Origin of the sequence: Streptomyces sp. L2, assembly GCF_004124325.1 — a bacterium.
In the GTDB taxonomy this organism is placed as follows: domain Bacteria; phylum Actinomycetota; class Actinomycetes; order Streptomycetales; family Streptomycetaceae; genus Streptomyces.
The window spans coordinates 3,409,315-3,423,403 of record NZ_QBDT01000001.1 but is presented as its reverse complement, the minus strand read 5'-3'; the positions used below and the strand labels follow the sequence as shown (position 1 = coordinate 3,423,403).

13 protein-coding genes are annotated in these 14,089 nt (G+C 71.2%); 7 read left to right on the top strand and 6 right to left on the bottom strand.

The window, feature by feature from the left end; translation table 11 throughout:
* Window positions 1–49: 49 nt before the first annotated feature.
* The 5 genes from DBP14_RS14820 (at window position 50) to folE (ending at window position 6,014) form a co-directional block, all read left to right on the top strand.
* On the top strand, window positions 50–1,198 hold the full coding sequence (locus tag DBP14_RS14820) for a zinc-dependent metalloprotease (protein WP_129307681.1): 1,149 nt from the start codon (window positions 50–52) through the stop codon (window positions 1,196–1,198).
* Between the two features lie 191 nt (window positions 1,199–1,389).
* Window positions 1,390–2,424: a tRNA lysidine(34) synthetase TilS gene (tilS, locus tag DBP14_RS14815; RefSeq protein WP_129307680.1), complete on the top strand. Its 1,035-nt coding sequence runs from the start codon at window positions 1,390–1,392 to the stop codon at window positions 2,422–2,424.
* A 45-nt stretch (window positions 2,425–2,469) separates the two neighbouring features.
* Window positions 2,470–3,030: a hypoxanthine phosphoribosyltransferase gene (hpt, locus tag DBP14_RS14810; RefSeq protein WP_129307679.1), complete on the top strand. Its 561-nt coding sequence runs from the start codon at window positions 2,470–2,472 to the stop codon at window positions 3,028–3,030.
* Between the two features lie 231 nt (window positions 3,031–3,261).
* Window positions 3,262–5,301, top strand: a complete 2,040-nt coding sequence (gene ftsH / locus DBP14_RS14805) for an ATP-dependent zinc metalloprotease FtsH (protein ID WP_129307678.1) — start codon at window positions 3,262–3,264, stop codon at window positions 5,299–5,301.
* Between the two features lie 107 nt (window positions 5,302–5,408).
* The gene (gene folE / locus DBP14_RS14800) at window positions 5,409–6,014 is read left to right on the top strand and encodes a GTP cyclohydrolase I FolE (RefSeq protein WP_129307677.1); all 606 of its coding nucleotides are present in this window, start codon (window positions 5,409–5,411) and stop codon (window positions 6,012–6,014) included.
* Between the two features lie 19 nt (window positions 6,015–6,033).
* On the opposite strand, the gene DBP14_RS14795 is transcribed toward folE, so the two are convergent.
* The 6 genes from DBP14_RS14795 to DBP14_RS14770 form a co-directional block, all read right to left on the bottom strand.
* Window positions 6,034–6,522: a DUF3180 domain-containing protein gene (locus DBP14_RS14795; RefSeq protein WP_129307676.1), complete on the bottom strand. Its 489-nt coding sequence runs from the start codon at window positions 6,520–6,522 to the stop codon at window positions 6,034–6,036.
* Window positions 6,523–6,580: 58 nt separating this feature from the next.
* Window positions 6,581–7,192 carry a 2-amino-4-hydroxy-6-hydroxymethyldihydropteridine diphosphokinase gene (gene folK / locus DBP14_RS14790; protein ID WP_129307675.1) on the bottom strand — a complete coding sequence of 204 codons (612 nt, stop codon included), beginning with the start codon at window positions 7,190–7,192 and terminating at the stop codon, window positions 6,581–6,583.
* The gene (folB, locus tag DBP14_RS14785; RefSeq protein WP_129307674.1) at window positions 7,189–7,548 is read right to left on the bottom strand and encodes a dihydroneopterin aldolase; all 360 of its coding nucleotides are present in this window, start codon (window positions 7,546–7,548) and stop codon (window positions 7,189–7,191) included. Before folB ends, folK begins: the two co-directional genes overlap by 4 nt.
* A 282-nt stretch (window positions 7,549–7,830) precedes the next feature.
* Window positions 7,831–8,382: a nuclear transport factor 2 family protein gene (locus DBP14_RS14780; protein ID WP_129307673.1), complete on the bottom strand. Its 552-nt coding sequence runs from the start codon at window positions 8,380–8,382 to the stop codon at window positions 7,831–7,833.
* On the bottom strand, window positions 8,379–9,293 hold the full coding sequence (gene folP, locus DBP14_RS14775; protein WP_129307672.1) for a dihydropteroate synthase: 915 nt from the start codon (window positions 9,291–9,293) through the stop codon (window positions 8,379–8,381). Before folP ends, DBP14_RS14780 begins: the two co-directional genes overlap by 4 nt.
* Before the next feature lie 206 nt (window positions 9,294–9,499).
* Entirely contained in the window at window positions 9,500–11,314 is a 1,815-nt protein-coding gene (locus tag DBP14_RS14770) for a phosphatidylglycerol lysyltransferase domain-containing protein (protein ID WP_129307671.1), read from the bottom strand.
* 226 nt (window positions 11,315–11,540) lie between these two features.
* Between DBP14_RS14770 and DBP14_RS14765 the strand changes: the two genes are divergently transcribed.
* Window positions 11,541–12,668, top strand: coding sequence for an alpha/beta hydrolase-fold protein (locus tag DBP14_RS14765; RefSeq protein WP_129307670.1), 1,128 nt, complete (start codon window positions 11,541–11,543; stop codon window positions 12,666–12,668).
* 63 nt (window positions 12,669–12,731) lie between these two features.
* On the top strand, window positions 12,732–14,009 hold the full coding sequence (locus DBP14_RS14760; RefSeq protein WP_206739270.1) for a hypothetical protein: 1,278 nt from the start codon (window positions 12,732–12,734) through the stop codon (window positions 14,007–14,009).
* The last annotated feature ends 80 nt before the right edge of the window (window positions 14,010–14,089 follow it).

Sequence of the window (14,089 nt, the reverse complement as noted above, 5' to 3'; positions counted from 1 at the left end):
AAGCCCCACCGCCTGCCCCAAGTGGGAACGCTCACGTACGGTTGGGACCATGACTGGCTTCGGTGGCACTGCCTCGCCCGGGATGGTCGACTGGAACCTCGCGGTGGCGACCGCGACACGGCTCGTACGACCGGGCCCCGAAGTCAGCCGCGACGAGGCGAGGGCCGTCGTCGCGGAGCTGCGCAAACACGCCAAGGCCTCGGAGGAACACGTCCGGGGCTTCACTCGTATGGCCACCGAGGACATCCACGACACCCCCGTCCTCGTCGTCGACCGCCCCGGCTGGGTCCGCGCGAACGTCGCCGGCTTCCGCGAGATCCTCAAGCCGCTCCTGGAGAAGATGCAGGAGCGCCGCACCGGCAACCCCGGCAGCGCCGTCCTCGGCGCCGTCGGCGGCAAGGTCACCGGCGTCGAACTCGGCATGCTCCTGTCCTTCCTGTCCTCCCGCGTCCTCGGCCAGTACGAGACCTTCGCCCCCGCCACCCGCGACCTCCCCGCCGGCGGCCCCCCGGACGCACCGGCCGGCGGCGGCCGCCTGCTGCTCGTCGCGCCGAACATCGTCCACGTGGAGCGCGAACTCGACGTGGAGCCCCACGACTTCCGGCTGTGGGTCTGCCTGCACGAGGAGACGCACCGCACGCAGTTCACCGCCGTGCCCTGGCTGCGGGACCACCTGGAGGGCGAAATCCAGTCGTTCTTGTCGGAGACCGACGTCGACCCGATGACCGTCCTGGAACGCGTCCGGGAAGCCGCGCAGTCCCTCGCCGGCGGCCGCCCCGAGGCCGAGGAGGACGACGGCGGACGCTCCTTCGTGGAACTGGTGCAGACCCCCGCCCAGCGCGAGATCCTCGGCCGCCTCACCGCCGTCATGTCACTGCTGGAGGGCCACGCCGACTTCGTCATGGACGGCGTCGGACCCGACGTCGTACCGACCGTCTCCGAGATCCGCGAGAAGTTCCAGCAACGACGGGCCAAGGGCGCCTCCCGGCTCGACCTCGCCCTGCGCAAACTGCTCGGCCTGGACGCCAAGCTCAGGCAGTACCGGGACGGCGAACGCTTCGTACGGGCCGTCGTCGGCCAGGTCGGCATGGACGGCTTCAACCGCGTGTGGACCTCCCCCAACACCCTCCCCACCAAGGCGGAGATCGCCAAACCGGCGGACTGGGTCGCGCGGGTGCACCGCAAGGCCGAGTCGTGAACCCCGTACGAGCGTGGTGAACGAATCCGGCCGACGGCAGGCGAACGCCCCCTCAATCACCCGTCCGAGGGACCGTGAGCCATGAGTAGGCGTGCAATGCTCGGGGAACGCCCCGCTTCTGTCACCATCTACACACTCTGAGTGACCGAATCTCGGGCTCACCCCCGAAAACTTCATGAAGGGAACCGGACATGGGTCCCCATCCTGCGGTCGCGGCGATACGCCTGGCGGTCCGCCGCGCCCTCAACGACCTCCTCACCGACCACCAGCACACCCCCGGCGAGCATCCCCGCACCACGGCCGAGCGGCCCCCCTCCCCGCTCGTCCTCGTCGCGTGCTCCGGCGGCGCCGACTCCATGGCCCTCGCCTCCGCCCTCGCCTTCGAAGCCCCCAAACTCGGCATCCGCGCCGGCGGCGTCACCGTCGACCACGGCCTCCAGGCCGGCTCCGACCTCCGCGCGGGCGAGGTCGCCCAGCGGCTGCGCGACCTCGGCCTCGACCCCGTCGAGTCCGTCGCCGTCACGGTCGGCCGCGACGGCGGACCCGAAGCAGCCGCCCGCGACGCCCGCTACGCCGCCCTCGACGCCGCCGCCGAACGCCACGGCGCCGCCGCGATCCTCCTCGGCCACACCCGGGACGACCAGGCCGAAACCGTCCTGCTGGGCCTCGCCCGCGGCTCCGGCATCCGCTCCCTGTCCGGCATGGCCGCGGTCTCGGGGGCCGGCGGCCGCTACCGGCGCCCCTTCCTGCACCTCGACCGGCAGACCGCCCGCACGGCCTGCATGGCCCAGTCCCTCCCCGTCTGGGACGACCCGCACAACGCCGACCCGGCCTACACCCGCTCGCGGCTCCGCCACGAGGGCCTGCCCGCCCTGGAGAAGGCCCTCGGCAAGGGCGTCGTCGAAGCCCTCGCCCGCACCGCCCAGCTCTCCCGCGACGACGCCGACGCCCTCGACACCTGGGCCCGCCAGGCCGCCGCCGCCGTACGGGACTCGGCCGGGCTGCTGGAGTGCGCCAAGCTGCACGAACTGCCGCCCGCCGTCCGCCGCCGCGTCCTGCGCCGCGCCGCCATCGAGGCCGGCGCCCCGGCCGGTTCGCTCTTCGCCCGCCACATCGAAGAAGTCGACCGGCTGATCACCGGCTGGCGCGGCCAGGGAGCCATCAACCTGCCGGGCAAAGTCGTGGCTCAGCGGCAGGGTGGCAGACTGGTGATTCGGCAGAGCTGAATCCCGGCCCCCGTGGCCGGGGCAGCCGGTGGACGACCGAAAGTGATGCGGGTGGACGCGAACGACATGGGTGCCGACCTCCAGCAGGTACTCATCACCAAAGAAGAGATCGACGCGAAGCTGGCCGAGCTGGCCGCGAAGATCGACGCGGAGTACGCGGGCAAGGACCTGCTCATCGTCGGCGTGCTCAAGGGCGCCGTCATGGTCATGGCCGACCTGGCCCGGGCCCTGTCCACCCCCGTCACCATGGACTGGATGGCCGTGTCCTCCTACGGCGCGGGCACCCAGTCCTCCGGTGTCGTCCGGATCCTCAAGGACCTCGACACCGACATCAAGGGCCGGCACGTCCTGATCGTCGAGGACATCATCGACTCCGGCCTGACCCTCTCCTGGCTGATCAACAACCTCGGCTCCCGCGAGCCCGCCTCCCTCAAGGTGTGCACGCTCCTGCGCAAGCCGGACGCCGCCAAGGTCGCCATCGAGGTGGAGTGGGTCGGCTTCGACATCCCGAACGAGTTCGTCGTCGGCTACGGCCTCGACTACGCCGAGAAGTACCGCAACCTCCCGTTCGTCGGTACGCTCGCGCCCCACGTCTACGGCGGCTGAACCCGTGCACCGGGCCACGGGCGGCTGAACCGCTGAGCCAGTCGGCCCAAGACCGGTAGGACGATCGGGAACCCCAGCGGGTTCCACCGCGTTGGAGCATGCAGAGACGGGATTCCCAGCCGTCGAAGCGGCTTCGTGCGGCTTCGGGCAACATTGCTGGGGTACCGTCAGAAGAACTGTCTTATCAAACTCACTATGGCAGGAGGGACGGGGCGACACCGCTCCGTATGGATGGACGTGAAGCGATACTTCCGTGGGCCGGTCATGTGGATCGTGCTGGCCGTCCTTGCCGTGGTCGTGTTGATGCAGGTCGTCGGCTCGTCCGGCGGCTACAAGACGGTGGACACCGGCCAAGTCGTGGCGGCGATCAACGACAACAAGGTCGAGTCGGCCAAGCTCACCACCGGTGACGAGCAGACCGTCAAGGTCACGCTCAAGGACGGGGTGAAGGTCGAGGGCAGCTCGAAGATCCAGGCGAGCTACATCGGCGACCAGGGCGTGACCATCGCCAGCCAGCTGCAGACCAAGTACCAGGACAAGCAGATCCCCGACGGCTACACGGTGTCGCCGTCGAAGCAGAACCCGTTCCTCGGCGTCCTGCTCTCCCTGCTGCCCTTCGTCCTGATCGTGGTCGTCTTCCTGTTCCTGATGAACCAGATGCAGGGCGGCGGCTCCCGGGTCATGAACTTCGGGAAGTCCAAGGCCAAGCTCATCACCAAGGACACCCCCAAGACGACCTTCTCCGACGTCGCCGGCTGTGACGAGGCCGTCGAGGAACTCCAGGAGATCAAGGAGTTCCTCCAGGAACCGGCGAAGTTCCAGGCCGTCGGCGCCAAGATCCCCAAGGGCGTGCTCCTCTACGGCCGCCCCGGCACCGGCAAGACCCTGCTCGCGCGCGCCGTCGCCGGTGAGGCGGGCGTCCCCTTCTACTCGATCTCCGGCTCCGACTTCGTCGAGATGTTCGTCGGCGTCGGCGCCTCCCGGGTCCGCGACCTGTTCGAGCAGGCCAAGGCGAACGCCCCGGCGATCGTCTTCGTCGACGAGATCGACGCGGTCGGCCGCCACCGCGGCGCCGGCCTCGGCGGCGGTCACGACGAGCGCGAGCAGACCCTGAACCAGCTGCTCGTCGAGATGGACGGCTTCGACGTCAAGGGCGGCGTGATCCTCATCGCCGCGACGAACCGGCCCGACATCCTCGACCCGGCACTGCTTCGCCCCGGCCGCTTCGACCGGCAGATCGCGGTCGACCCGCCGGACCTCCAGGGCCGTCTGGAGATCCTCAAGGTCCACCAGAAGGGCAAGCCCGTCGCCCAGGACGTCGACCTCGCCGCCGTCGCCCGCCGCACCCCCGGCATGACCGGCGCCGACCTGGCCAACGTGCTCAACGAGGCCGCGCTCCTCACCGCCCGCGGTGACCAGAAGCTGGTCGACAACAAGGCGCTGGACGAGGCGATCGACCGCGTGGTCGCGGGCCCGCAGAAGCGGACCCGGATCATGTCCGACAAGGAGAAGAAGATCACCGCGTACCACGAGGGCGGTCACGCCCTGGTCGCGGCGGCCTCACCGAACTCCGACCCCGTCCACAAGATCACCATCCTGTCCCGGGGCCGCGCCCTCGGCTACACGATGGTCCTGCCGGACGAGGACAAGTACTCGACCACGCGCAACGAGATGCTCGACCAGCTCGCCTACATGCTGGGCGGCCGGGCGGCCGAGGAACTGGTCTTCCACGACCCGACCACCGGCGCCGCGAACGACATCGAGAAGGCCACCAACCTGGCCCGCGCGATGGTCACGCAGTACGGCATGACCGAGCGGCTCGGCGCGATCAAGTTCGGCGGCGACAACAGCGAGCCCTTCCTCGGCCGTGAGATGGCTCACCAGCGCGACTACTCGGAAGAGGTCGCCGCGCTGGTCGACGAGGAGGTCAAGAAGCTCATCGAGACCGCGCACAACGAGGCCTGGGAGATCCTGGTCGAGAACCGCGACGTGCTCGACAACCTCGTCCTGCAGCTGCTGGAGAAGGAGACGCTGGGCAAGGAGGAGATCGCGGAGATCTTCGCCGCCATCCACAAGCGCCCGGCGCGGCCCGCCTGGACCGGCTCCTCCCGCCGCACCCCGTCCACCCGTCCGCCGGTGCTCTCCCCCAAGGAGCTGGCCCTGACGAACGGCGCGAACGGCGCGACGGCCGCGATCAGCACGGCCAAGTCCACGGTCGCGGAGCCCGCCCCGGCGACGGAGCAGTCTCCGGAGGACCGCCCCGAGAGCTGACCGGACCGGAATGAATGCCGCGCCCCCCAGGTTCTAGCCTGGGGGGCGCGGCATTTCAGCATGCCCGCACGCCCGTGAACGAGACAGGCACAGGAACGAGGAACCAGATGACCGACCCCGTGACGCTGGACGGCGAGGGCCCCATCGGCGAGTTCGACGAGAAGCGCGCCGAGAACGCCGTACGCGAACTCCTGATCGCGGTCGGCGAAAACCCGGACCGCGAGGGCCTCCTGGAGACCCCGGCACGGGTGGCGCGGGCGTACAAGGAGATCTTCGCCGGCCTGTGGCAGAAGCCCGAGGACGTCCTGACGACGACGTTCGACCTGGGCCATGACGAGATGGTGCTCGTGAAGGACATCGAGGTGTATAGCACCTGTGAACATCATCTCGTGCCGTTCAGGGGCGTCGCGCACGTCGGGTACATCCCGTCCGAGTCCGGGAAGATCACCGGGTTGTCCAAGCTGGCGCGCCTGGTCGACGTCTACGCCCGCCGCCCGCAGGTGCAGGAACGTCTCACCACGCAGATCGCGGACTCCCTGATGGAGATACTCGACCCGCGGGGCGTGATCGTCGTCATCGAGTGCGAGCACATGTGCATGTCGATGCGGGGCATCCGCAAGCCGGGTGCGAAGACCCTCACCTCGGCGGTGCGCGGCCAGCTGCGGGACGCTGCCACCCGCAACGAGGCGATGAGCCTCATCATGGCCCGCTGACCGGCGGCTGAGCCGCGGTTCAGGAGGCTGGTTCTGCGCCCTGGGGGTGTTGGTCGTCGTCCTCGGGGAGTTTGCAGACGCGTTCCAGGAACAGGGCTGCCGCTATGACGCCGATGCCGGCCGCGACCGAGAGGCCGGCGTAGATGGCCTGGTCGACGCGGGCGGGGATGTCGAGGAGTTCCAGGAGGAAGACCCCCGTGCCGCCGTACATGCCGGCGACGAGGGCGGCGACCAGGGCGCTCGCCTGACCGAAGACGACGGCGCGGGCGGCCATCAGGAGGTCGACGCCCTTGGCCCCGGGGCGGCGCTCGCGCTGGGCCTTGAGGCGGGCGCGCAGCGAGAGTGCCGTGGCCAGCAGGACCACCGCGATCAGGGCGAGGACGATGGGGGCGGCCAGCGGGACGCTGGGGAGGGTGCCGACCGCGTTCCACAGGCGGGCGGCCGCCCAGGACAGGACTCCCGCCACGACGAACACGCCGACCAGCACCCTGATGCGCAGCTCTTTCACGGTGTCCCTTCAGCTCCCCCGGCGCGGCCCCTGCGGTCGTCCGTCTCGACCTTAACGACTACTCGGGCAGTCGGAGTTCCAGGTCGCCGCGGGCCTCGACGCCGTCGCGGGTGATCACGGACAGCAGGTCGGCCACCGGGCCGCGGCCGGGGAGCTGGGCCTGGGGGTCCACGTCGTACCAGGGCGCCAGCACGAAGGCCCGCTCGTGGGCGCGGGGGTGGGGGAGGGTGAGCCGGGGGTCGTCGGAGGTGATCTCGGCGTAGGAGACGATGTCGACGTCGAGGGTGCGCGGACCCCAGCGTTCGTCGCGGACGCGGTTGAAGGCCTCCTCCACGGCGTGGGCGCGCTCCAGCAGGGAGGAGGGCGGCAGGGTGGTCTTGAGGACGACGACGGCGTTGAAGTAGGAGGGCTGGCTGCCGGGCTCGACGCCCCAGGGCTCGGTCTCGTAGACCGGGGAGACGGCCTTCACGCGGACGCCGGGGGTGTCCTCCAGGGCGTCGACGGCCCCCTGGAGGGTCTCCAGGCGGTTGCCCAGGTTGGAGCCGAGGGAGATCACGGCGCGTTTGGGGTTGCTGAGGGTGCTGTCGGCGGCGTCGACCTGTTCGACGACGGAGGCGGGCACCGGCTGGACGGTCGGGTCGCTCTGACCCCAGGTGAACGGTCGGGTCATACTCGGCTCCGGGTGATCGTGACGGTGACGTCGTCGAAGGGGACGGTGATCGGCGCGTCGGGCTTGTGGACGCAGACCTCGACCTCCTGGACCCCCTCGTGCTTCAGGCAGACCTGGGCGATGCGCTCGGCGAGCGTCTCGATGAGGTTCACCGGCTCGCCCTCGACCGCGGCCACGACCTCTTCGGCGACGATCCCGTAGTGCGCGGTCTTCGTCAGGTCGTCGTCGGCGGCGGCCGGGCGGGTGTCCAGGCCGAGGACGAGGTCCACGATGAAGGTCTGGCCCTCCTCGCGTTCCTTGGGGAACACACCGTGGTGACCTCGGGCCTTCAGGCCGCGCAGCGCGACACGATCCACGCGAATCACTCCTGCAATCGTCGGGAAGGGCCGGTGCGCACCGCGTGCGGGCGGTGCACCGGCCTGAAGACGAATCTACCTGCGGGCACTGACACGGCCGGGGCGCGGGGGCGTGGGGACGGGTCCGCTCGACGAGGGTTCATCCGGTGTTTGCCCCGCGGGACCCCGTCGCGTCAGGGGTTGGTAGCCGCACCTACCCCGGGGGCCGTGATCCCAACCACTTCTTGGTCCGTGCGGGGGCCGGGGGCCGGGGCCGGGGGTGGCATCCGGTGCGGCGCGGGCTCAGGCGAGGGTCTCGTCGTCCGGGTTCCCGCCGCTTCCTCCGTTCCCGTCGTCGCCGTCCTCGCCGTCGTCGTCCTCACCGGTCTCGGCGAGCACGGGGGAGGCGTGGTGGGACCAGATCTTCCAGCCGAGCGGGGTGCGCCGGAACACGTTCGTGGCGACGACGAGCTGGCCGAGTAGGGGGCCCAGCTCGGCGCCCTCGGCGGGGGCGGGGCCGCCGCTGAGGATGTTCTCGGTGCAGGTCACGACGGCGGTGTCGCCGGTCACGGAGACGTGCACGTCGGTCAGGAAGAACTGGATGTAGTCGGTGTTGGCCATGATCAGCGCGTACGACCTGAGGACCTCGCCGCGGCCGGTGAGCGCCGGCCAGCCGGGGTGCACGCAGGAGATCACGCCGGTGCCGGCGGGGTCGTGGTAGGTCTCGTCGACGCCGAGGTCGCCGGGCGTGAGCCAGAGCGAGGACAGTTCCTCGAAGTCGCCGCGTTCCATCGCCTCGTAGAAGGCGGTGTTGGCGGCCTCGACGTTCTCGACGTCGGTGTGGGGTGCGCTCACCGGGCTCCTTCCGCCCCGCGCCCGTGGTCGGTGCCGGGCGCGTCGGGTGTCGTACGTGCCCCTTCCACGGCGCGGGCGACGCGAACCGCGTCCGCGGTGGCGCGTACCTCGTGGACGCGGACGGCCCAGGCGCCGGCCTGGGCGGCGAGGGCGGAGACGGCGGCGGTGGCGGCGTCGCGTTCGCGGGCGGGCGGCGGCGCGCCCTCGGGGCCGGCGAGGACGCGGCCGAGGAACCGTTTGCGGGAGGCGGCGACGAGCAGGGGGTGGCCGAGGGCGCGCAGGCGGTCGAGGTGGGCGAGGAGGGTGAGGTCGTGTCCGGCCTCCTTGGAGAAGCCGAGTCCGGGGTCGACGACTATTCGGTCCGGGGCTATGCCGCCGGCGAGGACGGCGTCCACGCGCGCGTGGAGTTCGCCGAGGACTTCGGTGACGACGTCGTCGTAGACGCCGTGGACCTTGTCGCCGTGGAGGAAGCCGCGCCAGTGCATGACGACGAAGGGGGCGCCCGCGGCGGCGACGACGGGGATCATCGCGGGGTCGGCGAGGCCCCCGCTGACGTCGTTGACGAGGGCGGCGCCGGCCGCGAGGGACTGTTCGGCGACGGAGGCCCGCATGGTGTCGACGGAGACGACGACGCCTTCGGCGGCGAGGCCGCGGACGACGGGGACGACGCGCCTGAGTTCCTCGGACTCGTCGACGCGGGTGGCGCCGGGGCGGGTGGACTCGCCGCCGACGTCGACCAGGTCGGCGCCCTCGGCGACGAGGTCGAGGCCGTGTTTGACGGCGGTGGTGGTGTCGAACCAGCGGCCGCCGTCGGAGAAGGAGTCGGGGGTCACGTTGACGACCCCCATGACCGCGCACCGGTCCCATGCCGGAAGGCCCGCCACTCGGCCGCGCCCGCTGTGGTTGTTCATACGTTCAGCGTAGGCCCCTGGAGGTGGCCGGAACTGCCCGTACATGGTGCGGCCCGGGCGGCGGCCCCCGGCTGGAGGGGGAGGGGCTGCCGCCCGGACCCGTTCTCGGCGGCCCGCGCGCGTGCGGGCCGTGCGGACGTGCTGTTCGGTCCGCCCCGCGCGGACGGACCCGTCCCGCTCAGCCCGCGCGGGCGTCCTGTTTCCCGTCAGGCCGCGCGGACGTCCCGTTCCGCCACCGCGTGGGTGCAGGTGCGTTCCGCGGCGGCCCGGCGGCGGCGCAGGAAGCGGGGCAGGGGCAGGGCGAGGGTGACGAAGCCCTCCGCCTGCATGGCGGCGAAGCCGATGCGGGGCAGGTCGGCGGAGGCGCGGTAGACGACGAAGCGGGGTTCCCAGCGGGGCTGGAACTTGGCGTTGAACTTGTACAGCGACTCGATCTGGAACCAGCGGGAGAGGAACACCAGCAGTCCGCGCCAGGCGCGCAGCACCGGTCCGGCGCCGATCTTCTCCCCGCGCGCGAGGGCGGAGCGGAACATCGCGAAGTTCAGCGAGACCCGGCTGATGCCGAACTTGGGCGCGGCCTGCAGCGCGGCGACGATCAGCAGTTCGTTCATGCCGGGGTCGGCGCTGCGGTCGCGGCGCATGAGGTCCAGGGAGACCCCGTCCTCGCCCCAGGGGACGAAGTGCAGGATGGCCTTGAGGTCGCCGTACTCGCCGGGCTCGTCGTCCTGCTTGTGCGCGGTGGCGATGAGGCAGTCGCCGTCGGCGGCGTCGCCGATCCGGCCGAGCGCCATGGAGAAGCCGCGCTCGGTGTCGGTGCCGCGCCAGTCCTCGGCGGCCAGGCGGACCCGCTCCAGCTCGGCCTCGCCGAGGTCACGGATGCGCCGTACCCGGGTTTCGTAGCCGGCTCGCTCGATGCGCTTGACCATCTGGCGTACGTTGCGCATCGCGCGTCCGGCGAGTGAGAAATCCGCCACGTCGACCACCGCCTCGTCGCCCAGTTCGAGGGCGTCCAGGCCGGTCTCGCGGGTCCAGACCTCGCCGCCGGTCTCGGAGCAGCCCATGACGGCGGGCGTCCAGGAGTGGGCCTTGGCCTCGTCCATGAAGCGTTCGATGGCGCCCGGCCACGCCTCGACGTCGCCGATCGGGTCCCCGCTGGCGAGCATCACGCCGGAGACGACGCGGTAGGTGACGGCGGCCTTTCCGCTGGGCGAGAAGACGACGGCCTTGTCGCGGCGCAGCGCGAAGTGGCCGAGGGAGTCGCGGCGGCCGTGCTTGGCGAGCAGGGCGCGCAGCCGGGACTCGTCCTCCTCGGTGAGGCGGGCGGCCGGGTGTTCGGGGCGGAAGGCGAGGTAGATCGTGGTGACCGCGGTGAGCCAGCCGAGGGCGCCGAGGGAGAAGGCGACCGTCCAGGAGGTGTTGCCCTTGTAGTCGACGGGTCCCTCGAAGCCGAACAGGCCGTAGACGACGTGTGTCAGCCGATCGGCCAGGCTCGGGTCGCCGACCATGAGGTTCGGGTGGACGCTGACGATGACCAGGCCGAGTGCGAGGGAACCGGCGCCCATGAGGACGAAGTTGGCGAGCGCGCGCCACCGGCTGCGCGGATCGGGCAGGGCCGTGAACTCGTCGCGGTGGCGCAGCAGCGGGAACAGCAGGGCCACCGAGATGAGCGCTCCGACGATCGAGTGCCGGTACACGAACTCGGCGACCGCGCCCGCCGGGAGCAGGGCGACCGCGGCGCGCCAGGCCCGGCGCTTGCGCCGTTTGAGGCCGTGGGCGAGGAGCAGCAGCAGCACGCCGGCGCTGAGCGACAGGGCCGCGGCGAAGGGGCCGAAGGAGCCCGGCAGCACTTCCGCCAGGGCGTGCATACGGCTGTGACGGAAGCGCGGGAACACACCCGCGGCGATGTCCAGGACGCCGACGAGGGTGCAGGCCCTGCTGACGAGAACGGGGACGGCCTCGGGACGCGGACCGCGCAGTATGCGCCGCGCCCGGCCTGATCGGCTCGGAACCCCGCCTGACATTTCCCCATCTATCCTGACAGACATCGCATCCCGTAGTTCTGCGAGAGACCTTGAACCCGGGCCCGATCGGGCATCCGGCGACATTGCGCCCTCTAGGACGGTGTCTCGGGGAGAGAGGTTCACTCCCCGCCGGAAAGTCGGGTCAAAGGCCAAGGAAAGCACCGGGCAAGCTCAGCCAAAGATGTGTGGGCGCGCCACGGTCGGAAAGCGCAGGCAGGAACCCCCCATGGGTCTCACGAGCAAAAAAGTGCTGGTGCTGGCGATCTTGTTCGCGGCGCTGCTGTTCGTCGCCACGGTGTGGCTGTGGCCACGGCTGGCCCGCCGCAACTGGCGGAACGTCAGCGGACGCGTCGGGCTGCTGCTGGCCACGCAGTTCGCGTTGATCGCCTCGCTCGGCATCTTCGCCAACCAGAGCTTCGGGTTCTACGCCAGCTGGGCCGACCTGTTCGGTCAGGAGACCGACCAGGGCATCGTGGTCGACCATCTGGCGAACGGCGGTACCGGCGGCCCCCTCCAGGTGTACTCCACGTCCCGGGTGACGGGAGTGAAGGGCTCGCTGCCGCAGGCGGTCGGCCAGATACAGAAGGTCGAGATCGCCGGCCCCACGAGCCACATCAACTCGCAGGCGTACGTCTACCTCCCCCCGGAGTACTTCCAGCCGCAGTACCGCAAGCGCACGTTCCCCGCGGCGGTCGTCCTCACGGGCTACCCCGGTACGGCCAAGGCGCTGGTGACCAAGCTGCAGTACCCGCGCGTGGCGCAGGAGGAGGCGAAGCACGGGCGCATGCAGCCGATGATCCTGGTGATGCTGCGGCCGACCGTCGCGCCGCCGAGGGACACCGAGTGCGTGGACATCCCGGGCGGCCCGCAAACGGAAACGTTTTTTGCCAAGGACCTGCCAACTGCGGTGCAGTCCCACTACCGGGTCGGCAAGCAGTCGGGGAGCTGGGGCATCATCGGTGACTCCACGGGCGGCTACTGCGCGCTGAAGTTCGCCATGCACCACCCCAAGGTGTACGTCGCCGGGGCTGGCCTGTCGCCGTACTACCACGCGCCGATCGACCCGACCACGGGTGACCTGTTCCAGGGGAACGCGCTGCTGAAGAACCGCGCCAGCCTGTGGTGGCTCCTCAAGCACGAGCCCGCGCCGGACACCTCACTGCTCGTCACCAGCAGCAAGGTCGGCGAGCACAACTACAAGGACACGCTGAAGTTCATCAAGGCCGTGCAGGACACGCACCTGACCCGGATCTCGTCGATCATCCTCGACAGCGGCGGCCACAACTTCAACACCTGGCGGCGCGAGCTCCCGGCGACGCTGCAGTGGATCAGCGGGCGGCTGAGCGACCGCTGAGCCGCGGGGAGTTTTTGCGGGGCGGGGGTCCGCGAAACGCCTACGCGCGGTAAGTTTCTGGCCATGCCACGTGGACGCCACCGCCATTCCCCGCCTCTTCACCGGCTGTTGCCTCCCTCGGCGATCGCCGGTGTCGCCGTCGTCTGCGCGCTGGGCCCGTGGGTCTTCTCGCAGGCCACGGCGCTGCGTGCGCTGGCCGCCGCCGCCGCGGCGACGACCGTCCTCGGCGCGGTCGTCATGCGCCGCTGGGACACCCACGCGGGCAAGCAGGTCGCGGACCTCACGCGCGCGCGTGCCAGCGACGAGTGGCGCTTCGAGGAACGGGTCGCCGAACTGGAGACCGACCTGGAGGAGTCGCGCGAGCTGCGCGTGAAGCTGGAGCAGCGGCTGCGCGCGAAGCGGGCCGAACTGGCCGGGCTGCGCAACGAGCACGCGTCCCTGCTGCGCCGGTACGCCACGGCGGAGACCGAGCGCGCCAGCGCCCTGGAGGGACGCCGGCTGCTGGAGATCGAGGCGGGCGAGCCGTCGGGCGCGCTCGCGCTGCCGCCGGCCCGCAGCGCGGAACCGGAGGCGACCGAGGCACCGGAACAGGGTGCCGAGGGGGCGCCGTCGGCGCCGGGGGTGTTTTCCCCCGAGGGGGCGGAGCTGTTCCGGCGGGCACTGCTGGCGCTGGCCCGCTTCGAGCGGGAGCCCGCGCCGGACCCCGAGCCGGAGCCGGAACCGAAGTCCGAGGCGAAGGCGGAGGACGAACCGGAGGCGGAGGCCGAGCCGGACGAGGCCGGCCCCGCCGCCCGGGGTGAGGCCGTGGAAGCCGGCGATGCCCCGGACACCGTGGACGCCGTGACGGATTCCGCGCCGGAGACGGGGACGGAGACGGGGACGGAGACGGACCCGGCCGGCGCCGAGCGTCAGCCCGGGCGCGAGAGCGAGGCGGAGGCGTCGTCCGAGCGGGCCGACGGGCACGCGCGCGCGGCCGCCGTCCCGACGGTTCCGGCGCAGTCGCCCGCACCAGCGGGCCGGCAGCCCGCCGGGCACTACACGGTGCCGACCGCCGTCGCCGTCGTACCGGCCGCACCGGCTCGGCGCCCGGCCGTCCAGGGCGGGTTCGACTTCTTCGGCACCCAGAAGGAGACCGCGTCCGCCGCGCTGGACTCCGTGCAGAACGAGGACCTGGCGGACGTCGTCGGTGAAGAGGCCCTCGCGCTGCACAAGGCGGAGACCGAGGCGCAGTTCAAGCCCGCCGACACGGACGCCCCCGGCATCGGCCAGGTCATCGACCTGACGGCACACGACGAAACAGAACAAATCAACATCAAGGACCTACGCTCCGCAGCCTCCTGACCCGACAACGACGCCGCCCAGCCAGCCACTTTCCCAGGGGCGTGGGGAACTGCGCGAAAAGGCACCACGCGCCCGCAGAA